Consider the following 21,352-nt stretch of genomic DNA (forward strand, 5'->3'; position numbering starts at 1 on the left):
CGGCCTAGAGCAGGTCGCGCTCTCCGGACAGGGACTGCTCCATGTGATCGGCGAGTCCGCCGATCTCCAGCACCAATCGATGCGCTTCGGCGCCGTCGAGTCCGTCGAACGGGCGGTTTTCGCATAGCTGCAGGTAGCGTTCGCCGCCCATGTCGCCGATGGCCAGGTAGCCGACCCGGCTTTGCCAGTTGAATACCAGGGCGCGATGGGCGTCCAGGCCCGCAATCGGCGCTACCGCGCTGCTTACGCGCAGGTAGGGACGTCCATCATCGTCGTCCAGTTCGGACAGGAAGATCGATTGGTGGCGACTGCCGTTGTCCAGTGACAGCTCGATGCAGGCCACGCCTTCGTGCGGCAAGCTCATCTGGAAACCGGCGGCAACCAGGTGCTGCTGGATCGCTTGGAGGTTGTGCATGGGCGACTCCGGGTCGGGACTACTATGCTACCGCGATGCAAGACGATGCTCCCGCTCGAATCCTGGCCGTCATCCGGGCAATACCGCGCGGCTCAGTGGCTGGGTACGGCGAGGTGGCGCGGCGCGCCGGGCTGCCCGGGCGGGCGCGCATGGTGGCCCGCCTGTTGAGTCACAACGACGATCCCGACCTGCCATGGCACCGGGTCCTGCGCTCGGACGGGCGTATCGCTTTCCCTGCCGATTCACCACAGCTTGCCGAGCAGGTCCAGCGCTTGCGGGCCGAGGGGGTGGTGGTGGAGGCAGGGCGCGTGCGCGGTCTGCGTGCCGCCGCGACACTGGATGAGCAGATCTGGGGCAGGCAGGGAGGCTGAGGGATAGGCCAGCGGGGTTGCCAACTGACCAGGTGAACACCATGTCCTCGACGGGCTTACCAACCGGAAACAGCGCCCAGCAGCTACCATTGAACGACCTTTGAGGAGATGCAATGTTTTCCAACTTGCCGCCCGTCACCAAGGCGCTGTTGATTGCCAACGGACTGGTTTTCGTCCTGCAGATGGTGCTGGGTGACGCTGCACTGGCGTCGTTCATGCTCTGGCCGATCAGCAGCGGTGATAGTGCCTACGTGGTCAACGAGTTCCTGCCATGGCAGTTGCTCACCTACGGCTTCATGCATGGCAGCTTCACCCACTTGCTGTTCAACATGATCGCGTTGCTGATGTTTGGCGCGCCGCTGGAACACACCTGGGGCGAGCGTCGGTTCCTGACCTACTTCCTGGGCTGCGTGGCGGGCGCGGCGGTATGCCAGTTGATCGTCGGGGCCTGGACGATGTCAAACGGTGGCGCCGCCTATCCGACCATCGGTGCCTCGGGCGGCGTGTTCGGCCTGCTGTTGGCCTACGGGATGCTGTTTCCGCACCAACGGGTGATGCTGCTGATCCCGCCGATCCCGATGAAGGCGCGCACGCTGGTGATCGTCTACGGCGCCATCGAGCTGATGCTGGGTTTCAGCGGTTACCAGCCCGGCGTGGCCCATTTCGCCCATCTGGGCGGGATGCTGTTCGGCTGGTTGCTGATCCGGTATTGGCGGGGCCAGCCACCGTTTGGCCGTCGTGGGCCACCGCGGCCACGCGTCGTACGCTGACGGACGCGGATGGTTGAAGTAAAACGGCGCGGTTTCATCCGCGCCGTTTTACCGGATCAGCTCAGTCGCTTTGCGGCCAGAGCACGACCCGGTCATCGGCCGGGTGCTGCATCGGCATTTTGGCCTTGCAGCCGTAGACCTCGCCGAAATCGCCCAGGTTCATCAGCGGGCCATTGGTCCGCCACACGCCGGGGGCGTGCACGTCGCTGACGGCGCTGCGGGCGGCCATCTCAGGAGTCATATGCTTGGGCCACAGGGCCGCCCAACCTTCGAAGAAGGCTTCCCTGGACGCCTTGTCGGCGTCGGGCGTCGCGGCGGTATAAGCGGCCCACGCCAACTCGACTCCGGCCTGGTCGGCAACGCTCTCGTCGCGGACCGCTTCCGGGTTGACCTTGGTCGCTTCCAGTACCGGATAGTCGAAGGCTCCGTACTGCGCGGCCAACTGGTTTGCCGTGGCATCCCACGCCGCAAGTTCCTGCGGGCCCCACCAATTGCGCAACTCCCCGGCGGCGTCCACGAAGCGACCGCGCGAATCGAAGCCATGGCTGAGCTCGTGACCGACCAGGGCGCCAAAACTGCCGTACTGGGCGGAGGTCTGTGCGATCGGGTTCATTATCGGGGATTGCAGCACCGCCGCGGTGATTATCAAGCGGTTGTGGGCCAGGTCGTAGGCCAGTGCAGGTTGCTGTGGCAGCACGTTCCAGCGGCGGCCGGCATTGTCCTCGCCGATCCTTCGCATTTCCTCGCGGTGACGCCAAGTGGAGGCGATCAGCATGTTGCCGCCGAAGCTGCCACGGCCCATCGGCTGCACGGTGTAGTCAAGATCCCGCGCCGGGGTGCCGATCTCGATCTTCAGCGCGGCCAACTTGGCTGCCGCTTCTGTCCGGGCTTCCGGTCCCAGGCGTGAGTCGCCCTGCAGGGCGACGCCGAGCGCGTCGCGGACGTGCCCGGCAATTTCGAGTGCCCGCGCCTTGACCTCCGGGGTCAGGTACCTTTCGGCGTACTCGTGCCCCAGCATTGGGCCGGCGGCGAGGTTGATGGCATCCAGTACCTGTTGCTGGCGTGGCGGCGGTGCCTTGGTCCCGGCCAACAGGCGACCGTGAAAATCAAAGTGCGCGTCACGCCAGGCTTTGGACAGGTACGGTGCCATGGCATCGCCCACTTGCCAGCGCAGATAGGCACGCCATTGTTCGGGCTTGAGCTCATCGACCAATGTGTCGATACCGGCCAGCAGCTCCGGGTTGGCAACCGATACCGTGGGCGAGGTGATGCCCTGGACTTCGAGAAACTGATCCAGGTGCAGATTCGGGTACTGCGCAGCGAGTCCCTCGGTGGCAACCGGCGCGTAGTTGGTGCGTGGATCATTCAGCTTGGGCAAGGGCAGCGAGAGCCGGGCGATGCGGGTCTCCAGGTCAATCACCAGTTGCGCCTGATCGGCCAGGTCCTTCTCCTTCACGCCGGTCAGAGCGAGGATCTTCTGCACGTAGGTGTCGTACTGGCCCAGCAACGCCTGGGTCGCGGCATCGGTGCGGGTGTAATAGGCCGGATCGGGGAGGCCCAGTCCGCCTTGGCTGAAGTAGCCGATATGGCTTTGCAGGTTGCGCAGGTCGATGTCGGCGCCGAAGTTGAATGCTACCGGGATGCCCACCTGATGCAGGGCCGCGATGGTCGGGGCGACGTGCTGGGAGCGCTTTACCGCGATGATCTTGTCCAGCAGGGGCGCCAATGGCTGGGCGCCGTCGCGCTCGACCTGGGCTTCACTGATGCCGCTGGCCCAGAAGTCACCCAGCAGCTTTTGCACGTCGCCTTCGGGTGACTGCATGGCGGCGTTGAGAAAACTGATCTGTTGCTGGTGCGCGCGCTCTCCCAGCTGCCCCAGCGCAGAGATGGAATCCGAACCGGCGGGCAGGGGGTTGGCGGTGAGCCAGCCGCTGTTGGAGAAAGCGTGGAAATCGCTGCACGCGGTGGCAGTATCCTGCGCGGCGGCACCCGGCGAAGCGAAGCCGGCGGTCAGGGCCAGGGCGAGGGCACAACAGAGCGGTCGAAGGGTCATTGCAGATTCCGTCCAGATGATCGCGCCAGTCTAACAACGGATGCGCCTTGGCCACTGAACGCGGGTGGCAGAAAAGCAGAAGCCCGGAACGAATCCGGGCTTCTGCATCGATCGCTGGTCATTGCGTTGTCAGGACTGACCAGGGCCGGGCACGACTACCAGATGACGACCTTCTTGTCGTCGCTTCGAACCATCGGCTGGCCGGGCTTGCACTCAAACGCCGCGGCGAATTGCGGCATGTTGGACGGCGCACCAATGGCGCGGAAGTTCGCCGGTGCGTGCGGATCGGTGGTCAGGCGTACCTTGAGCTCGTCGTCGGTGAAGTTGCGACGCCACACGGTGGCCCAGTTGGCGAAGAACCGCTGGTCGCGGGTCATGCCATCGGTCATCGGGTCCGGGGTGCCTTCGGTTGCCTGCTTCATCGCGTCGTAGGCCACCGCCAGCCCGCCCAGGTCGGCGATGTTCTCGCCCAGGGTGAGCTTGCCGTTGACGTGCTTGCCCGGCATGGCTTCATAGGCGTCGAACTGCGCGATCAGCTTGTCGGTACGGCTGCTGAAGCCCTTGGAGTCCGCTTCTGTCCACCAGTTCTCGAAGTTGCCGGTCGGGCCGAAGCGGCTGCCCTGGTCGTCGTAGCCGTGGATCATCTCGTGGCCGATCACCGCGCCGATGCCGCCGTAGTTGACCGCGTCGCCGGCTTCGGGATCGAAGAACGGTGGCTGCAGGATCGCCGCCGGGAACACGATCTCGTTGGCCAGCGGGTTGTAATAGGCGTTGACGGTCTGCGGGCTCATGCCCCATTCGGTCTTGTCGACTGGCTGGCCGATCTTGGACAGGTTCCACTGGTAGTTGAACTGGTTGGCCGCCATCACGTTGCCGATGTAGCTATCGCGGTCGGTCTCCAGCCCGGCCCAGTCGCGCCACTTGTCCGGGTAGCCAATCTTCGGGGTGAAACTGCCCCATTTCTCCATGGCCTTGGCCTTGGTCTCATCGCTCATCCAGTCCAGGCCTTCCAGGTGAACCTTCAGCGCGTCGCTCAGGTTCTTGACCAGGGTTTCCATGCGCGCCTTGGACTCGGGGGAGAAGGCGACCTTGACGTACATCTGGCCCAGGGCTTCGCCCACCTCGCCCTCGATCGTGTTCAGCACCCGCTTGCTGCGGTCCTTGATCTCCTTCTGGCCGCGCATTGCCTTGTTGTAGAAGTTGAAGTTCTCCTGCACGAACGCATCGCTCAGGAACGGCGAGGCACCGTCGACGGTGTGGAAGCGCAGGTAGGACTGCCACTGCTCGACCGGTACGTCGGCCAGCATCTGGCTGACTTGCTCGTGGAAGGCCGGGATGGCCAGCGAGAACATCTCCGGGGCGGCGACGCCCTGGGACTCGAAGAATGTCGTCCACGGGAAGTTCGGGGTCAGCTTGTCAGCTTCCGCCAGGCTGACCGGGTTGTAGAACAACGAGACATCACGCGACATCTCTTCGCTGGACTTGGAAGCTTTGGCCAGCCGGGTCTCGAAGGCGATCACGTCGCTTGCCTGTTCCGCCGCTTGCGCCACTTCCACGCCTGACAACTCCAGTACCTTGGCGATGTGCTCCTGGTAGGCAGCCAGCTTGTCGGCCTTGTCGGCATCCAGGTAATACGACTTGTCCGGCAGGCCGAGTCCGCCCTGGGCGGCGTAGGCGATATTCATGTCGGAGTTCTTGAAGTCGGCCTCGGCACCAAACGAGAACAGGAAGTTCTCACCTTCCGCTGCGCTGCTGCGCAGGTAGTCGGCAATCGCCTGCTGGCTGTCGAGTGCGGCGATTGCGTCGATCCTGTCCTGGATCGGGGCAATGCCCTGGGCGTTGATTTGCTCGGCGTCCATGCCGGTCGCCCAGAAGTCGCCGACGATGTTCTGCACGCCGGTGGCATCGTCATTGGCAGCAGCCTGTTTGGCCAGTTGGTGCTGGACGGCGGTGGAGCGCTCGTCGAGCATCTCGAACGCGCCCCAACTGGTGCGGTCGCCCGGAATATCGTTGGCCGCCAACCAGGTGCCGTTGATGTAGCCACCAAAGTCGGTGCAGGCGTCCTTGGAGGTGTCCAGGTCGGAGATCTGGAACCGGTTGACCGGTGGCAGCGCGCTCTCATCGATGGTCAGTGAGTTGGCGTCAGCGGCAGCTACAGGCTTGGCGTTGGCGTCGTCAGCGTTGGCGTCGTCCTGGTTGGAACAAGCGGCCACGGCAGTGGCGATGGCGAGGGACAGCAACAGGATTTGTGGTTTGTTCAAGCTCACGTGTGACTCCGGCCGGTGGCATTGGGGAATGACAGCCCCCGAAGAGTACTTCTTTCAAGCACGGGGCCGGTCGACAGTAGACCTCCTGCGGGATCGGCGGGTGTGTCGGAGGTCATGGGCGCCAGACAAGTTGTTGCTGTTGCGGTGTCCGCGGCGGGAAAATGAATGGGGTATTTCAACGGCTGGCGCGACGACAGGTTTTCGCGTAGGATTCGCCTGTTCAGCGCACGGCTGCCTACCCGCAAGGGTCACGTTTCCCAGGTTGCCTGTCGTATTGGTCGGTCAAGTCCAGTTCGACGTTATCCCGCACGTCTTTCGTCGCGCCGACACGGTCCGGAGCATCCGGCACCGTCACATTGAATACTCGCAGCGCGGTTTCAGGGAACGCTCCGGGTCTTGCCGCATTCCATGCGGTTTTTTGTCTACTCGGAGTTACAACATGTCTTTTGAATCCCTCGGCCTTGCGCCTGCTTTGCTGCGCGCGCTTGCCGAACAGGGCTATACCAGCCCGACCCCGATCCAGGTCCAGGCCATCCCGCTGATCATGGATGGCCACGACCTGCTGGGCGGCGCCCAGACCGGTACCGGCAAGACCGCCGCGTTTGGTTTACCGTTGCTCAACCGGCTGGCCAAGCAGACCGCGCCGAACGGTTCGCGCAAGCCGCGCGCGCTGATCCTGGTGCCGACCCGCGAGTTGGCGGTGCAGGTCAACGACAGCCTGCGCAGCTATGCCAAGCACCTGCGCCTGAACTTCTGCACGATCTTCGGCGGCGCCGGCATGGGCCCGCAGGTCGAGAACCTGCGTCGTGGCATCGACGTGGTGGTGGCCACGCCGGGTCGGCTGATCGACCACATCGAGCGCGGCACCGTCAAGCTCGACGAGATCGAAGTGCTGGTGCTCGACGAGGCCGACCGCATGCTCGACATGGGCTTCCTGCCCGCGATCAAGCGCATCCTCGGCCGCGTGCCGGCACAGCGGCAGACGCTGTTGTTCTCGGCCACCTTCGAGAGTCAGCTCAAGCAGCTTGCGTTGCAGTTCATGCGCGATCCCAAGCAGGTCCAGGTCGCCACCAACAACGCGATCGCCAACACCATCAGCCATCGTGCGCACCCGGTGGACAGCGGCCGCAAGCGCGACCTGCTGATCGAGATCATCGCCAAGCGTCCGGGCGACCAAGTGCTGGTGTTCGGTCGTACCAAGCACGGTTGCAACCGGCTTGCCGAACAGCTGGAAGCCGCCGGCCTGAAGTCGGTTGCGATCCACGGCAACAAGAGCCAGTCACAGCGCCAGAAGGCGTTGCGTGACTTCAAGTCGAACCGTGCCCGGGTAATGGTCGCCACCGATGTCGCCGCACGTGGCCTGGACATTCCTGACTTGCCGCTGGTGATCAACTTCGACCTGCCGATGGTGGCCGAGGATTACGTGCATCGGATCGGTCGTACCGGTCGCAATGGTTCCACCGGCGAGGCGCTGTCGCTGGTCTCGCATGACGAAGGTGGCCTGCTTCGCCAGATCCAGCATGTGCTGAAGAAGGATGTCGAGATGGTGGTGGTGCCGGGCTACGAGCCCAGCCGCCCGATCCGTCTGGACGTGGCGATCCCGAACCCGCGCAACAATGCCGGTGCGGGCCGTCCGCCTCGCAACAACGCTCCACGCAACAACGCCCCGCGTGGCGGTGCTCGTTCGCATGGCCAGCCGGCTCCGCGTCATGCCCATGCCGGCGGCCCGCGACAGCGCACGGCACCGGCCGGTCGTGGCGGACGCGGTTCGTTCCGGGACGGCTCCAGCGCCTGACCCAAAGCGTAGTCGAACTTGACTGCCAGCGACGGGAGCCATTCCCGTCGCTGGTTTGCGTCAGTGCAATCGAACGACCCGGATAAGCTCCGGGTCGTTTGCGTATGGGAGCCCCGGATCCGGGCTGGCTTGTTACTTGCTGGCGATCCAGCGGTTGATCTTGGCTTCCAGCACGTCCAGTGGCACCGAGCCGTCCTTCAGCACTTCCGCGTGGAATTCGCGCACATCGAACTTCTCGCCCAGCGCCGCTTCGGCCTTGTCGCGCAGCTCCTGGATCTTCAGGGCGCCGATTTTGTAGGCGAGCGCCTGGCCCGGGATCGCCATGTAACGTTCGGCTTCCGCCGTGGCCTGGGTCTCGCTTTCCGCCGAGTTCTCCAGCATGTAGTCGATCACCTGCTGGCGGGTCCAGCTCTTGCTGTGCAGGCCGGTATCGACGACCAACCGGATCGCGCGCCACAGTTCATTTTGCAGATAGCCGAAGTAGCTGTACGGATCCTCGTAGACGCCCAGATCCTTGCCCAGCGACTCGGCATACAGGCCCCAGCCCTCGATGAACGCGGTCTGGCCACCGAAGCGGCGGAAGTCGGGCAGGCCGGTCAGCTCCTGCTGCAGCGCGAGCTGGAAGTGGTGGCCGGGGATCGCCTCGTGCAGGTACAGGTCTTCCGCATCCCAGGTCTTGCGGGTCGGCAGGTCGTAGGTGTTGACGTAGAAGATGCCGGGACGGCTGCCGTCCTCGCTCGGGGTCATGTACGAGCCGCCGGCCGCGGACTTGGCCCGGAACGCCTCGACCGGGCGGATCTCGAAACCGGCTTTGGGGATCAGCGAGAACTGCTCCGGGATCTTCTGGTTGATCTTGTCCTCGAGGCTGCGGTAGTAGGTGAGCAGTGCTTCCTCGCTGTCGAAGCTGAACTGCGGATCGGTCTTCATGAACTCGAAGAACTCCTGCAGCGTGCCCTTGAAGCCGGCTTCCTCCATCACCTTGTGGATCTCGCCGTGGATGCGGGCCACTTCGTCCAGGCCAATCTGGTGGATCTGGCTCGGACTCAGGTCGGTGGTGGTGGACTTGTGGGCGTTGAACGCATACCACGCCTCGCCATTGGGCAACGTGGCCATGCCGACGGTATCGCGGGCGTGCGACATGTAGTCGTTGGCGATGTACTCGCGCAGCTCGCGGTACGCCGGCATCAGCTCGGTGTCGATCATCTTGCGGTACTCCGCCGCGATGCGCTCCTTGTCGGCCTCCGGGAATGATTCGGGCATCGATTCGATCGGTTTCCAGAACAGGGTTTCTTCGGGCTTGTCCTTGATCAGCGCGTCGAGCTGGTCGACCACGTTGTCCATCAGCACCTTGGGCTGCACCACGCCGGCCTCGACACCGAGCTTCATGTTGGCGATGGCCTGGTCGAACAGCACCGGGGTCTGCGATGCACGTTTGCGCCACGCCGCGTAGTCCTCAACGGTCTTGAACGGCTGCGCGCTGGTGCCCGAGCCGAGCTGCACCGCCATGCTGGCAAGGTTGTAGAACTGGTTGATCGGTTGCATCCAACCGGGGAACTGTTCGCTGGCCAGCTCGTCCTCGGCATCCTCGACGAAGATCTCATAGCTGAGCAGCGCCTGGCCTTCCAGTCCGTCCGAACCGATCGCCTCGACCTTGTCCAGCCAGCGCTGGGTGAAGTCGTGCGACTTCTGCCGGTACTGCTCGGACAGGTAGTTCGGCATCTGGTCGTTGTAGCGCGGGTCGCCCTGGAACGTCGCCGCCAATGGATTGAGCTTGAGGTACTCCTCCCAGTACTGGGCGTACATCTCCTTGAGCTGGGCGGCCTTGTCGGTTGCTGCCTGTTCGGTGGTGGGCTTGGCCTGGGCCGCATCGTTGGCGGGGGTGGGGCTGCAACCGGCCATTGCGGCGACCAGGGCAACGGCGAGCAGGGAGCGGGTGACGTTGGACTTCATCGCATTCTCCGATTGGATGGGCCGGCAAGCACAATCGTCGAGCCTCATCGCTCACGGTGCGCATGGCATGGCCCAAAAGTCACCCGCGATCGCTACGTGGCCTTCCCGCCATCAGTCCGCGCAGGTGGCGAGAACGGGATCGAGTCAGGTGACACCGCGCCGCCGGAGATGATGAAGCTCATCGCCTGGTCGACGGTCCAGTCGGTTGGTGTGATCTTCTCGACCGGGACGATCTCCAGGTAGCCCGAGGTCGGGTTCGGCGTGGTTGGCACGTACACGGCGGCCAGTTCGCGCCCGGTGCCCTGTTCCTTGAGCACCCGGGTGACAAAGCCGATCGACTTCATCTGGTCGTGCGGGAAGTCGATCAGCACCACCCTCTGGGTGCCGTCGGGCTTGGTCTGCAGGATATCCAGCAGCTGCCGCGCGCTGCCATAGATGGTGCTGGCGAACGGGATGCGCCCGATCACGGCTTCGAACCAGCGCAGCAACCGCTGGCCGACTACCCGATGGGCCATTACCCCCGACGCCAGGATCACCAGCAAGGTTGCGACCAGCGCGATCACCGTCTGCACCCAGGGTTGCGCCAGCCAACCGGCGAAGTGCGGGAAGTCGCTGGCAAGCCGGGTCAGCATCGGCCCGGTGATCGGCCGGCTGGTGTCCGATAGCAATACGAACACGAACTTGCCCACGACCCAGGTCAGCCATAGCGGCAACAAGGTCAGCAGTCCGGTGAGGAACAGTCGTTTCAGGGTAGGGGGAGTGCGCATGGCGCGATTGTAAATGGGCGGCGAGGCATCGGTGGATGGATGCTACAGCTCCCTTACCAGCCGGAACCCGACATCGTCATAGCCACGGCCGCTATCCAGCGCCCGACTCGGAGCCTGGCTGCGCCATGACGCGCCGCCAACCTCGCGTTGTTTGCAACTGCTACCGCAGTCAAGCAGCCACAGCGACAAGGGTTTGCCGCTGATCTCCGGTGCCAGCTGATCGGCCTCGGCAGTCGATGGCAAGCGATACGTATGCCCGGATTGGCGGCTGTACCACTCGGCATAGGCCTGTGCATCGACGAACGATACGCAGGCAACCGGGTTTTCCTCGTCCTGATCGAACCCGGGATTGCGCCAGTCACGTGGTGCCAGCACGCGCAACAGCGATACGCGCTCGCGACAGCGGGCGGCCGGACGATCGGTGAGCGTGGCGAACCGGGAGTAATCATCGACGCTGACGGGCTTGCGACTGACGGCTACGCCGGCCGTGGCCACCACCGCTCCGGAGGGATCATCGGGCAGTCGCTGCCCACGCTTGGGGATCGCCAAAGCCTGGTGTTGCAGCTTGGCCGCCGCAGCCTCCGGCAATCCAAGCGGTCCTGACAAGGCGGCAGTAGCGATCGCCAGCGTGCTGTCGAAATGGGTGGCGGCCTGTTCGATCCGGTGTTGCAGAACCTGCTGGATATTGGCTTGCAGTTGCGAGCGAGCGGGCGACACGGGGGTTCCGGTATCGTCAGCCAGTTGCTGCACACGGCCCGCGTATTCCTTCGCGCGGGTGTCTTTGCCGTTGCGCAGGTTCAATAACAATTCGGCGCCCAACGCGGTGGTGAGCTCGTCAGCCACCGCATGCACTTGCCGGTTGTCGGGCTCGGCCTGCCACGCCGTCACCACGCTGGCATAGGCGTTGTTGCCCTCCGGTGCAGTGAGATTGCGCTGTTCGATCTGCCTGCGCGCGTTGTCCAGTGCGGCTTGCACGGGGGCTTCGGGCAGGGGGCGCAACATCGACGCGATTGGGTCGGTTTGGACGGTGTTTTCGATCATCGGCGCGCCAGCGCGGAAGAACCCATCGATGCCATTATCGCGGGTCAACACGGCGCTGCCGATAATGGCGACGAATACCAAGGCGGTGGCAGCCAACACCCACCGTGGCACGTCAGCCAGCTGACCGGTAATGCGCTCCCAGAACACGGCGAGTCGTGGCCAACCCTGGCGCCGCTCCACCCGGGTCAGCATGTCCGACATTTGGCTGACATCTTCGAATCGCTCGCCGGGTTGCTTGGCCAGCGCACGGTTCATGAAACGCTGCCAATGACGCAGGTGTGCCGGCAGTTTCGGAATCGGGTCCTGCGCATGCATGACCGCCATCGACAAGGCGTCAGCGGCTTCGAACGGCAAGTGGCCAGTAAGCATTTCCCAAGCCAGTACACCCATGCTGTAGAGGTCGGCGCGACCGTCGACTTCCTCGCCGCGTGCCTGTTCGGGCGCCATGTAGGCCGTGCTGCCAACCGCCAGGCCGATGGCAGTCACCCGCGGGCCGAAGCCGCGTCGCAACGCAATCCCGAAATCGGCCAGCAACGGTTGCTCGCCCTCATCGAACAGCACGTTCTCGGCCTTGACATCACGATGCACCACGCCGCGGCCATGCGCGTACGCCAGGGCAGACAGCACCGTGCGCAAGGTCGCGATTATGCGCGGTTCGTCGGGCTCGCCATTGTCGAGCAGGAAGCGGCGTTGGCCGAGGTGGCCACGCGACAGGTACGGCATCGTGTAATACGGAAGGCCATCCGCGGTGCGCCCCAACTCGTGGATGCGTACCACGTGGGGATGCTCCAGCCGGGCAACGGTACGTACCTCGTTCTCGAAGCGACGCCGACTGACTTCATCCGACAACGCCTGCGGCGCCATCACCTTGATCGCGACCTCGCGTGACGGGGCGATCTGCTCTGCCAGGTACACCGTGGACATGCCACCATGGTTGATGACGCGCAGCAGCCGATAACCACGAACTTCGGGCATTGGTTGCGTGCTCATATCATTGTCTGGCGGATGTGGCATCGCGCGGCCCCCCTGTCTCGCGAGCGACGAGCATAACGCTCATGGGTCCGGTTCGATATCCCCAAGGGTCCTGCGTTTCCGGCGCACGTACAGTTGCTTGCGTACCAGGGCGACGATGTCGCCTTGGGCGTCAGTGATTCCGGTCTCGAACCAGCGCAAGGCCTTGTCGCCATCGGCGGTCGCTTCCCGCAACTCGTCCAGGGCCGCCGCCTCCAGGTCGAAGCGCGCATGCACGGTGCCGCGGCCCGGCTTCATGAATTCGATCGTGCCGGCCTTGTCCCAGACGATGTAGTCGCGCCCGAGCGATTGCATCACCAACAGCATCCAGAACGGATCGGTCATCGCGAACAGGCTGCCGCCGAAATGGGTGCCGACGTAATTGCGGTTCCACGGACGCATGCGCAGCTCGACATGGGCATGGTGGTAATGGGCACCAATGGCAGTGACGTGGATGCCGCTGAACAGGAATGGCGGCCACAGGTTGAGTCCGTGGCGGAGCAGGTTGGGGTTCATTTATTCAAGTGCCGGACGCCGCCGGTTTTTCGACACGAACCTGCAGCCGGCCGTCCGAGAGCCGGATTTCCAGACGGTCGTCGGGACCGGCATCGAACACGCTGCGAACCAGGCGGCCGTCAGGATGCTCGACGATGGCGTAGCCGCGGCGGACGGTGGCCAGAGGGCTGATCGCCTCCAGTGATCGCGCGAGTCCACGCAGTGCCAGGGCATCGTGGCTCAACCGTCGGGCAATGGCTGTTTGTGGGCGTTGCGACACCGCCGCCAGCCGCTCGCGCAAACGATCGACACGCCGCCGCGGATGGGATATCCGCAGTACCGCGTCGGCATGGCGCAGGCGGGACTGATCGCGCTCGAGCCGCTGCTGCCATGCGACGCTGAGCCGGCGCAGCGCATCGAGCTGGCGTCGACGCAACCCGTCCAGCCGCGCTTGCGGGCGCTGTGCGTTCAGCCGCAGCCCGGCGCGATCCACCCGTTGCATGGCTTCGCGTAGGCGCTGTGCCTGCAGGTTGGCATGGCGTGCATCCAGCGCGCGCAGGCGGCGATTGAGGTCATCCCGGTTGGGAACCAGCAATTCCGCCGCGACCGATGGCGTGGGTGCCCGCACGTCGGCGGCAAAGTCGGCCAGGCTGAAGTCGGTCTCGTGGCCAACCGCGGACACCACCGGCACCTCGCAGGCGGCGATCGCGCGCGCCAGTTGCTCGTCATTGAATGCCCACAGGTCTTCCATCGAGCCACCGCCGCGGGCCAGCACCAGCACGTCGTAACGGCCGGAGGCGGCGGCGCGCTGCAGCATCCGGGTGATCTGCGCCGCGGCGGTCGCACCTTGTACCGGTACCGGCAAGACCTCGGCCTGGACCAGGGGGAAACGGCGTGCCAGTACGCTCAGGACATCGCGCACCGCCGCGCCGCTGGGCGAGGTGATCACGCCGATACGCGATGCAAACGCCGGCAATGGCCGTTTGCGCGCGTCGTCAAACAGGCCCTCGGCCTGCAGCCGCGCCTTCAACTCGTCGAATGCCCGGCGCAACGCGCCTTCACCGGCTTCCTCCATGTGGTCGAGCACCATCTGGTACTCGCCGCGGGCCTCGTACAAGGTCAGCCGGCCCCGCGCGAGCACGCGCATGCCTTCGCGCGGGATGAACTTCAGCCAGGTGCTCTTGGGCTTGAACATCGCGCAACGCACCTGCGCCCGCGCGTCCTTGAGGGTCAAGTACAGGTGTCCGGAAGACGGACGCGCCACGTTGCCCAGCTCTGCCTCGATCCACACCAGCGGGAATGCCCCTTCCAACAGGTCGCGCGCCAGGGTGTTGAGCTGGCTCGGGGTCAGGACGTGGTTGGGATCGTCGAGGGTCATGGCAACAGGGCAGGGTGGCTGGACAAGGTAACCCAGCGGTCGGGAGGGGTCACGCGAATCACGGGCAAACGGCATTGCCGCCGTCGGCGGTTGCCATCTAGCGCCTGCCTACGGCGGTACAATGAGCGCATGAACCAGGATGTCGCCTTGCCTTGCTCCCACGCTGCCTTTGGGCCGCGACCGCGCCTGCAGACGCGTGCCGTCAGGATCGGCGGGCTATCCGTTGGCGGCGGTGCACCGGTGGTGGTGCAGTCGATGACCAATACCGATACCGCCGACATCGCCGCTACCGTCAAGCAGGTCGCCGAGTTGTGGCGCGCGGGCTCGGAACTGGTGCGCATCACCGTCAACAACGCGGAATCCGCCGCCGCCGTGCCGCGGATCCGCGACAAGCTGGCGATGATCGGTGCCCCGGTCCCGTTGATTGGCGATTTCCATTACAACGGTCACCAATTGCTGACCGCAGAGCCGGCGTGCGCCGAGGCGTTGGCGAAATACCGCATCAACCCGGGCAACGTCGGTTTTGGCAAGAAGCGCGACAGCCAGTTCGCGACGTTGATCGAGCTGGCGATCAGGTACCACAAGCCGGTCCGGATCGGCGCCAACTGGGGCTCGCTGGATCAGTCGTTGGCCCGCGACTTGATGGACGAGAACGCGCTGCGCGCCAAGCCCTGGGACGCTGGACGGGTGCTGCGCGAGGCGCTGATCCGCTCGGCACTGGACTCGGCCGCGCGGGCCGTCGATATCGGCTTGGCTGCCGATCGCATCGTACTCAGCGCCAAGGTCAGCGGCGTGCAGGAGCTGATCGCGGTGTACCGCGAACTGGCCACCCGCGGGGACTACGCATTGCACCTGGGACTGACCGAAGCCGGTATTGGCAGCAAGGGCATCGTCGCTTCGAGCGCAGCGCTGGCAGTGTTGCTGCAGGAGGGCATCGGCGACACGATCCGTATTTCGCTGACGCCCGACCCCGGCCAGTCGCGGACCAACGAGGTCATCGTCGCCCAGGAGCTGTTGCAGACCATGGGCCTGCGCGCATTCACCCCGATGGTCACCGCATGCCCCGGCTGCGGTCGCACCACCAGCGAGTTTTTCCAGGTGCTGGCCAAGACCGTGCAGGAACATGTACGCGCGAAGATGCCGCAGTGGAAAGTCACCCATCCAGGAGCCGAGAATCTCACCCTCGCGGTGATGGGCTGCATCGTCAACGGGCCGGGGGAATCACGCCACGCCAACATCGGCATTTCGCTGCCGGGTACCGGCGAGGCGCCAGCGGCGCCGGTGTTCGAGGACGGCCAGAAGACCGTGACCCTGCGTGGTGAAAATATCGCCGATGAGTTCGTCGGGCTGATCGACACCTACGTTGAGCGACACTATGGCGGCACCAGGGCCGACTGAGCGCAAGCTTCCCGCGGTCGGCGAGACGCTCCGCGCGGAGCGGCACCTCGTTACCGACCTGTCGCGGCGATACGGTTGGCGGTTGCTGCTGGTGTTTATCGGCTTGCTGTTGCCGCTGTGGGGTTTTGCCGAGCTGGCCGGGGACATCCACGAGCGCGAGGTGATCGGCTTCGACGAGCCGATCCTGCGTTTCGCCCACGCGCTGGCGACACCGGACCTGGATCGTTTCTTCGTTGCCATTACCGATATCGGCTACCTGCATGGGGTGGTGCCGTTCGACATCATGCTGGTGGTGGCGCTACTGCTGTTGAGGCGGTTGCGGGCGGCGACCTTTGCCGCGATCGCACTGGCGGGATCCGGTCTGCTCAACGTCGGCACCAAGCTCATGTTCGCGCGCGATCGACCGTCACTGTGGGAGTCGATCACGCCCGAGCTCACCTACAGTTTCCCCAGCGGCCACGCGATGGGGTCGGCCACCCTGGCCTGGGTGTTGGTGTTGTTGTCGTGGCACACCCGCTGGCGCTGGCCGATGGTGGCATGCGCGGTGCCGTTCGTGCTGCTGGTCGGCTTCTCGCGAATCTATCTTGGCGTGCATTATCCCTCCGACATCCTTGCCGGTTGGGCCGCGGCCAGCATCTGGGCGGTGGTCGCGTACCTGGCGGTATTCCGCCTGCAACACAGGCCGTTTACTGGCCCGGTTTGACCGCAGTACTCGGTGCCGAGGTCGCCGCGCGACGCGCGAGACTTGCCTCGCGATGGGCGATGTAGCCGTTTGCAACCAGGATGATCGTCGCGCCAATCACGGTCCAGCGATCCAGGCTCTCACCGAACAGGAAGAAGCCGAACACCACCACGATCGGCAACTGCACGAAGCTGATCGGCGTCAGCGCGGAGACATCGCCAAGCTTGAGTGCACGGGTCCACAACATGTGTCCCGCAGTACCCAGGATGCCGGCGGCGATCACCCACAACCAGGTGATGCCCTGCGGCCATTCCCACACCCACAGTGCCGGTACCAGTGACATCGGCACCCAGAAAATGGTGGTCAGCACCACGATCCGATCCGCCGGTTCGGTATGCGACAACTGCTTGATCTGGATCGCGACGATGGCGCTGATGACCGCCGCCGAGACCGCCACCAGGGTTCCGGCACTGAACTCCGCCGTGCCGGGGCGCACGATGACCAGCACGCCGATGAAACCCAGCACGACCGCGCTCCAGCGGCGTACCCGCACCTGCTCGCCCAGCCACAACACCGCCGCGATAGTCACGAACAACGGGGTGGAATAGGACAGCGATACCGCCTCGGCCAGTGGCAGGTTGCCGATCGCCCAGAAGCCGCAAAACATCGACAGCGTGCCCAGCACGCAACGCACCAGGTAGCGGGGTAGTTGTTGCGTCCGCAATAGCCCGGGCCCATGTTTGAGCACCAGTGGCAGTGCTGCCAGCATGCCGAAGAAGCTGCGGAAGAATGCGACCTCGAAGGTATGCAGTGATTCAGAGGCCAGGCGGATGGTGATCACCATCAGCGCGAAGAAGCCGGTGCTGCCAAGCATCAACAGCGCTGCACGCGTATGTACCGGCATGGGCGCCTTGGGAGTGCTCACCATCGTGCTCCGATCACGCGGGGCTCCGGCTCCAGCGCCACGCCAAAGCGAGCGTGCACCGAATCGGCAATTCGCCGCGCCAGCTCGAACAACTGACGACCACTGGCATGGCCATGGTTGACCAAGACCAATGCATGCGATGCGGAAATACCCGCGTCACCGTCGCGATACCCCCGCCAGCCACAGGCATCGATCAACCACGCGGCCGATAGCTTGCGGCAGTCATTGTCGGGGTCGTTGTCGCGGACCGGAAACACCGGCAGTGCGTCGTGCTCCGCCAGCAGCGATTGCGCCTGCGACGTCGGCACGATGGGATTCTTGAAAAAGCTGCCCGCATTGCCGATGACCGCCGGGTCGGGCAGCTTGCGACGGCGAATCGCGATCACGGCATCGGCGACCTGGCGCGGGCTCGGGTCGCGCACATCAACGTGCATTGCGGCGAGCTCTTCCCTGATTCCGGCGTAGTCCAGTCGTGCTGTCGACGTGCGCGGTGTCGACGTACGCGATAGCGCGAACTCCACTGCGGTGACGATGAAACGGTCTGGCTGCCGCTTGAACACGCTGTCGCGGTAGGCGAACGCACAGGCGTCGCGATCCAGGCGATGCCATGACCCGGTCGCCGGCTCGAACGCCTCGACCGCGTTGATCAACTCGCACACCTCGACCCCGTAGGCGCCGATATTCTGGATCGGCGCCGCGCCCACGCTGCCCGGGATCAACGCGAGGTTCTCCAACCCGCAATAGCCGCGAGCGAGCGTGTCCAGCACGAATCCATGCCACGGCACCCCGGCGTCGGCACGCAAGATCACCTCGCCAGCTGCGTCGTCGACCACCCGGATCTCGCGACCGGTCAACACCAGCAGTGGTGGCTGCGGATCTTCCACGAACAGCAGGTTGCTGCCGCCACCCAGCACCAGCGGTGAGCGGCCGGCAAACTCGTCGTTCTCGAACAATCCCGGCAGCGCTGACGCATCACCGACTTCCGCCAGCAAGCTCGCACAGGCGGTCACGCCCAGGGTATTACGCGGTTGCAGCGGTACCTGGCGAAGGATACGGATGGATTGCTTCATGCGACCGGCGGCATCGGCCCACTGCTGGGCGCGAACTTGCGCCGACGGATCGCCTCCACGCAGTCGCGCACCAGCGCCGGACCGCGGTAGACCAGGCCCGAATAACATTGCACCAGACTCGCCCCGGCGGCCATCTTGGTCACCGCATCGGCGCCCGACAGGATGCCGCCGACGCCGATCAAGGGGATCGATTCGGGCAGCCGGGTGCGCATCATCCGCAATACCGTGGTCGACGGCCCCATCAACGGACGACCCGACAGGCCTCCTTGTTGTTCGGCATGGCGGCTGCCTTCGATCGCAATCCGCGACACGGTGGTGTTGGTCGCGATCACGCCATCGACTTCCAGTTCGGCCAGCACCCGCGCGCAGGCCTCGATATCGTGATCCGACAAGTCCGGCGCGATCTTGACCAGCATCGGGATGCGTCGGCCGTGTTTGGCGCCGAGGCGCTCCTGCTCGTCGCGCAGGATGCTCACCAGCCGGCGCAACATCTGCTCTTCCTGAAGCTCGCGCAGGCCGGCGGTGTTGGGCGAGGAGATGTTCACCGTTACGTAGTCGGCCAGTTCGTAGACCCGCGACAGGCAATACATGTAGTCGCCTTCGGCAATCTCGTTGGGCGTTTCCTTGTTCTTGCCGATATTGATGCCCAGCAAGCCCTTGCCCGTGCGTTGCGCCCGTTCGACATTGCGCACCAGCGCGTCCACGCCGGCATTGTTGAACCCCAGCCGGTTGATCACCGCCTCCTGACCGGGCAGGCGGAACATGCGTGGCTTTGGATTGCCGACCTGCGGCCGCGGGGTCACGGTACCAATCTCGACGAAACCGAAACCCAGCGCCAGCAGCGCATCGATATGCTCGCCGTTCTTGTCCAGCCCGGCGGCCAGGCCGACCGGGTTGGGGAACTCCAGCCCGAAGGCACGAGTCGGCAACGGTTCCGGTGAGCGTGCCAGCATCCCGGTTGCGCCGCTGCGATGGGCCAGGTCAAGCGCCCGCAAGCTCAGGTCATGGGCGCGTTCGGCGTCCATGTTGAACAACAGCGGGCGTGCCAACCCGTACATGCTCACCCCCAGTTGGAGGCGATGGCGAAGAACGCGGCGAGCCCGCCAAAAAATAGCAACATGGCGATCACTGACAAGACCGCGACCACGACCATCGCATAACCCAGCACCAGCCCGGCCAAAGCCAATCCATCGCCCTCCATCATCCCGGGATCATTGCGGATCTCGCTGCGGGCCAGATGGCCGGTAACGATCGCCACGATGCTGCCGACGAACGGCAATACCGTCCAGCCGAGCAGGCCCGCGACCAGGCTGATGACGGCCAGGACACTGGTTCGCCTACCGCCCGCAACGGGTGCGGGCGGGGGCAGCGACGAAGGATGGTCCGGACTGTTCATCGTGCTGGTCTCGGTGGGTTTGTCTTACAGGTCGAACTTGATGCCCTGCGCCAGCGGCAGTTCGTCGGAGTAGTTGATGGTATTGGTCTGGCGACGCATATAGGCGCGCCACGCGTCGGAACCCGACTCGCGACCGCCGCCGGTTTCCTTCTCGCCACCGAACGCGCCGCCGATTTCCGCACCCGAGGTGCCGATGTTGACGTTGGCGATACCGCAATCGGATCCGCGCGCCGTCAGGAACTGCTCGGCCGCCTTCAGGCTCTCGGTGAAGATCGCCGAGGACAGGCCTTGCGGTACGTCGTTCTGCATCTCGATGGCTTCGTCCAAGGTGCTGAATTTCATCACGTACAGGATCGGTGCGAAGGTCTCGGTCTGGACGACCTCGGAGCTGTTGGCCAGGCCGGTGATCAGGGTCGGCAGGACGAAGTTGCCCTTGCGGTCGATGGCCGCGCCGCCGGTTTCAACCTTGCCGCCGGCCGCCTTGGCCTTCTCGATCGCTGCCAGGTAGCCCTTCACGCCTTCGGCGCTGTTCAGCGGACCCATCAGGTTGGCCGTGTCCATCGGATCGCCGGTTTTGCTTTCAACCTGCTTGTACGCGGTCACCAGCTTGGCCAATACGTCGTCATAGATCGACTCGTGGATGAACACACGGCGGGTACTGGTGCAGCGCTGACCGGCGGTGCCGACTGCGCCGAACACAATCGCCGGAATCGCCAGCTTCATGTCCGCACTGGCGTCCACGATCATCGCGTTGTTGCCGCCCAGCTCCAACAGCGAGCGGCCCATGCGCTTGGCAACGCGTTCACCGACATGGCGGCCGACCTTGGTCGAACCGGTGAAGCTGATCAGGTTGATGCGCTTGTCGTCGACAAAGGTCTGGGCCAGCTTGTTATCGTCGTCGTTGAACAGGAAGAAGATGTCCGGGAAGCCGCCCTTCTTCAGCGCCTCGTTGCAGATCTTGATCGAGGCGATCGCTGACAGCGGGGTCTTGGGCGACGGCTTCCAGATGGTGATGTTGCCGCAGACCGCCGAGACCAGCGCGTTCCAGGCCCACACCGCGACCGGGAAGTTGAACGCCGAGATCACTCCGACGACACCCAGCGGATGCCACTGCTCGTACATCCGGTGGCCGGGACGCTCGGACGGCATGGTCAGGCCATACAGTTGGCGCGACAGGCCGACAGCGAACTCGCCGATGTCGATCATTTCCTGGACTTCACCATCGCCTTCGGGCTTGGACTTGCCCATTTCCAGCGCGACCAGCGAACCCAGTTGATCCTTGTGCTCGCGCAGCGCGTCGGCGCACAGGCGCACGGCCTCGCCACGTCGCGGCGCCGGGGTGGTGCGCCAGACCTGGAACGCCGCCTGGGCGCGCTCGACCAGCTTGTCGTAGTCAGCCTGCGAGGTGGCATTGACCCGCGCGAGCGACTCGCCATTGGTCGGATTGATCGGCTCCAGGATGCCGGCATCGCTGGACGTGGCCCATTCGCCATTGCCGAGATAGGTGCCTGATTCGTTATCGGTCAGGCCGAGTGCGGTGAGGACGGGGTGGGTCATGAAAAAACTCC

Annotated in this window: 18 protein-coding genes; 5 read left to right on the forward strand and 13 right to left on the reverse strand. The window is 64.6% G+C overall.

The features are described 5' to 3' along the window. Positions 1 to 4: 4 nt before the first annotated feature. Positions 5 to 415, reverse strand: a complete 411-nt coding sequence (locus tag ACW5DN_RS02135) for a hypothetical protein (RefSeq protein ID WP_456961113.1) — start codon at positions 413 to 415, stop codon at positions 5 to 7. Between the two features lie 35 nt (positions 416 to 450). Here ACW5DN_RS02135 and ACW5DN_RS02140 point away from each other — a divergent pair, with 35 nt between their 5' ends. Continuing rightward, a complete protein-coding gene (locus ACW5DN_RS02140) occupies positions 451 to 786 on the forward strand; it encodes an MGMT family protein (RefSeq protein WP_456961114.1) in 336 nt (111 codons plus the stop codon). A 113-nt stretch (positions 787 to 899) separates the two neighbouring features. Further along, positions 900 to 1,556 carry a rhomboid family intramembrane serine protease gene (locus ACW5DN_RS02145; protein WP_456961115.1) on the forward strand — a complete coding sequence of 219 codons (657 nt, stop codon included), beginning with the start codon at positions 900 to 902 and terminating at the stop codon, positions 1,554 to 1,556. A 61-nt stretch (positions 1,557 to 1,617) separates the two neighbouring features. On the opposite strand, the gene ACW5DN_RS02150 is transcribed toward ACW5DN_RS02145, so the two are convergent. Together ACW5DN_RS02150 and ACW5DN_RS02155 are read right to left on the reverse strand one after the other, a co-directional pair. Then, positions 1,618 to 3,609, reverse strand: a complete 1,992-nt coding sequence (locus tag ACW5DN_RS02150) for a M13-type metalloendopeptidase (RefSeq protein ID WP_456961116.1) — start codon at positions 3,607 to 3,609, stop codon at positions 1,618 to 1,620. A gap of 155 nt (positions 3,610 to 3,764) precedes the next feature. Beyond that, positions 3,765 to 5,876: a M13 family metallopeptidase gene (locus ACW5DN_RS02155; RefSeq protein WP_456961117.1), complete on the reverse strand. Its 2,112-nt coding sequence runs from the start codon at positions 5,874 to 5,876 to the stop codon at positions 3,765 to 3,767. A gap of 439 nt (positions 5,877 to 6,315) precedes the next feature. On the opposite strand from ACW5DN_RS02155, the gene ACW5DN_RS02160 reads away from it, so the two are divergent. Continuing rightward, entirely contained in the window at positions 6,316 to 7,671 is a 1,356-nt protein-coding gene (locus ACW5DN_RS02160) for a DEAD/DEAH box helicase (protein ID WP_456961118.1), read from the forward strand. Between the two features lie 132 nt (positions 7,672 to 7,803). Here ACW5DN_RS02160 and ACW5DN_RS02165 read toward each other — a convergent pair whose 3' ends face one another. The 5 genes from ACW5DN_RS02165 to xseA form a co-directional block, all read right to left on the reverse strand. Next, complete coding sequence (locus ACW5DN_RS02165; protein WP_456961119.1) at positions 7,804 to 9,621, reverse strand: DUF885 domain-containing protein; 1,818 nt, start codon at positions 9,619 to 9,621, stop codon at positions 7,804 to 7,806. A gap of 92 nt (positions 9,622 to 9,713) precedes the next feature. Continuing rightward, complete coding sequence (locus ACW5DN_RS02170) at positions 9,714 to 10,388, reverse strand: DUF502 domain-containing protein (RefSeq protein WP_456961120.1); 675 nt, start codon at positions 10,386 to 10,388, stop codon at positions 9,714 to 9,716. A gap of 42 nt (positions 10,389 to 10,430) precedes the next feature. Beyond that, positions 10,431 to 12,419, reverse strand: a complete 1,989-nt coding sequence (locus ACW5DN_RS02175) for a bifunctional serine/threonine-protein kinase/formylglycine-generating enzyme family protein (protein WP_456961121.1) — start codon at positions 12,417 to 12,419, stop codon at positions 10,431 to 10,433. 63 nt (positions 12,420 to 12,482) lie between these two features. Further along, the gene (locus ACW5DN_RS02180; protein WP_456961122.1) at positions 12,483 to 12,956 is read right to left on the reverse strand and encodes a DUF4442 domain-containing protein; all 474 of its coding nucleotides are present in this window, start codon (positions 12,954 to 12,956) and stop codon (positions 12,483 to 12,485) included. Positions 12,957 to 12,960: 4 nt separating this feature from the next. Further along, entirely contained in the window at positions 12,961 to 14,313 is a 1,353-nt protein-coding gene (gene xseA / locus ACW5DN_RS02185; RefSeq protein ID WP_456961123.1) for an exodeoxyribonuclease VII large subunit, read from the reverse strand. A gap of 129 nt (positions 14,314 to 14,442) precedes the next feature. Between xseA and ispG the strand changes: the two genes are divergently transcribed. Further along, positions 14,443 to 15,711, forward strand: a complete 1,269-nt coding sequence (gene ispG / locus ACW5DN_RS02190; RefSeq protein WP_456961124.1) for a flavodoxin-dependent (E)-4-hydroxy-3-methylbut-2-enyl-diphosphate synthase — start codon at positions 14,443 to 14,445, stop codon at positions 15,709 to 15,711. Further along, positions 15,677 to 16,414, forward strand: coding sequence for a phosphatase PAP2 family protein (locus ACW5DN_RS02195; RefSeq protein WP_456961125.1), 738 nt, complete (start codon positions 15,677 to 15,679; stop codon positions 16,412 to 16,414). Before ispG ends, ACW5DN_RS02195 begins: the two co-directional genes overlap by 35 nt. Here the strand turns inward: ACW5DN_RS02195 and ACW5DN_RS02200 are convergent. From ACW5DN_RS02200 to amaB, 5 genes are read right to left on the reverse strand one after another with little or no spacing between them, the layout of a single operon-like run. Continuing rightward, entirely contained in the window at positions 16,398 to 17,321 is a 924-nt protein-coding gene (locus tag ACW5DN_RS02200; RefSeq protein WP_456961126.1) for a DMT family transporter, read from the reverse strand. The two genes, ACW5DN_RS02195 and ACW5DN_RS02200, sit on opposite strands and share 17 nt — an antisense overlap. Beyond that, complete coding sequence (gene murB, locus ACW5DN_RS02205; protein ID WP_456961127.1) at positions 17,315 to 18,388, reverse strand: UDP-N-acetylmuramate dehydrogenase; 1,074 nt, start codon at positions 18,386 to 18,388, stop codon at positions 17,315 to 17,317. Before murB ends, ACW5DN_RS02200 begins: the two co-directional genes overlap by 7 nt. Next, a complete protein-coding gene (locus ACW5DN_RS02210) occupies positions 18,385 to 19,446 on the reverse strand; it encodes a quinone-dependent dihydroorotate dehydrogenase (protein ID WP_456961128.1) in 1,062 nt (353 codons plus the stop codon). The genes murB and ACW5DN_RS02210 overlap by 4 nt, the downstream gene beginning before the upstream one ends. Before the next feature lie 2 nt (positions 19,447 to 19,448). Then, a complete protein-coding gene (locus ACW5DN_RS02215) occupies positions 19,449 to 19,784 on the reverse strand; it encodes a DUF4190 domain-containing protein (RefSeq protein WP_456961129.1) in 336 nt (111 codons plus the stop codon). Positions 19,785 to 19,808: 24 nt separating this feature from the next. After that, positions 19,809 to 21,341 carry an L-piperidine-6-carboxylate dehydrogenase gene (gene amaB / locus ACW5DN_RS02220; RefSeq protein ID WP_456961130.1) on the reverse strand — a complete coding sequence of 511 codons (1,533 nt, stop codon included), beginning with the start codon at positions 21,339 to 21,341 and terminating at the stop codon, positions 19,809 to 19,811. Between the last annotated feature and the right edge of the window lie 11 nt (positions 21,342 to 21,352).

Source organism: Lysobacter sp. A289, assembly GCF_054072675.1.

Excerpts from the sequence above, each read along its gene's own strand:
- ACW5DN_RS02135 (WP_456961113.1), bottom strand. The coding sequence starts at position 415 with ATGCACAACCTCCAAGCGATCCAGCAGCACCTGGTTGCCGCCGGTTTC.
- amaB (WP_456961130.1), bottom strand. The coding sequence starts at position 21,341 with ATGACCCACCCCGTCCTCACCGCACTCGGCCTGACCGATAACGAATCA.
- xseA (WP_456961123.1), bottom strand. The coding sequence starts at position 14,313 with ATGACCCTCGACGATCCCAACCACGTCCTGACCCCGAGCCAGCTCAAC.
- ACW5DN_RS02170 (WP_456961120.1), bottom strand. The coding sequence starts at position 10,388 with ATGCGCACTCCCCCTACCCTGAAACGACTGTTCCTCACCGGACTGCTG.
- ispG (WP_456961124.1), top strand. The coding sequence starts at position 14,443 with ATGAACCAGGATGTCGCCTTGCCTTGCTCCCACGCTGCCTTTGGGCCG.
- ACW5DN_RS02210 (WP_456961128.1), bottom strand. The coding sequence starts at position 19,446 with ATGTACGGGTTGGCACGCCCGCTGTTGTTCAACATGGACGCCGAACGC.
- ACW5DN_RS02180 (WP_456961122.1), bottom strand. The coding sequence starts at position 12,956 with ATGAACCCCAACCTGCTCCGCCACGGACTCAACCTGTGGCCGCCATTC.
- ACW5DN_RS02140 (WP_456961114.1), top strand. The coding sequence starts at position 451 with ATGCAAGACGATGCTCCCGCTCGAATCCTGGCCGTCATCCGGGCAATA.
- ACW5DN_RS02175 (WP_456961121.1), bottom strand. The coding sequence starts at position 12,419 with ATGAGCACGCAACCAATGCCCGAAGTTCGTGGTTATCGGCTGCTGCGC.
- ACW5DN_RS02200 (WP_456961126.1), bottom strand. The coding sequence starts at position 17,321 with ATGGTGAGCACTCCCAAGGCGCCCATGCCGGTACATACGCGTGCAGCG.
- ACW5DN_RS02215 (WP_456961129.1), bottom strand. The coding sequence starts at position 19,784 with ATGAACAGTCCGGACCATCCTTCGTCGCTGCCCCCGCCCGCACCCGTT.
- ACW5DN_RS02145 (WP_456961115.1), top strand. The coding sequence starts at position 900 with ATGTTTTCCAACTTGCCGCCCGTCACCAAGGCGCTGTTGATTGCCAAC.
- murB (WP_456961127.1), bottom strand. The coding sequence starts at position 18,388 with ATGAAGCAATCCATCCGTATCCTTCGCCAGGTACCGCTGCAACCGCGT.
- ACW5DN_RS02160 (WP_456961118.1), top strand. The coding sequence starts at position 6,316 with ATGTCTTTTGAATCCCTCGGCCTTGCGCCTGCTTTGCTGCGCGCGCTT.
- ACW5DN_RS02165 (WP_456961119.1), bottom strand. The coding sequence starts at position 9,621 with ATGAAGTCCAACGTCACCCGCTCCCTGCTCGCCGTTGCCCTGGTCGCC.
- ACW5DN_RS02150 (WP_456961116.1), bottom strand. The coding sequence starts at position 3,609 with ATGACCCTTCGACCGCTCTGTTGTGCCCTCGCCCTGGCCCTGACCGCC.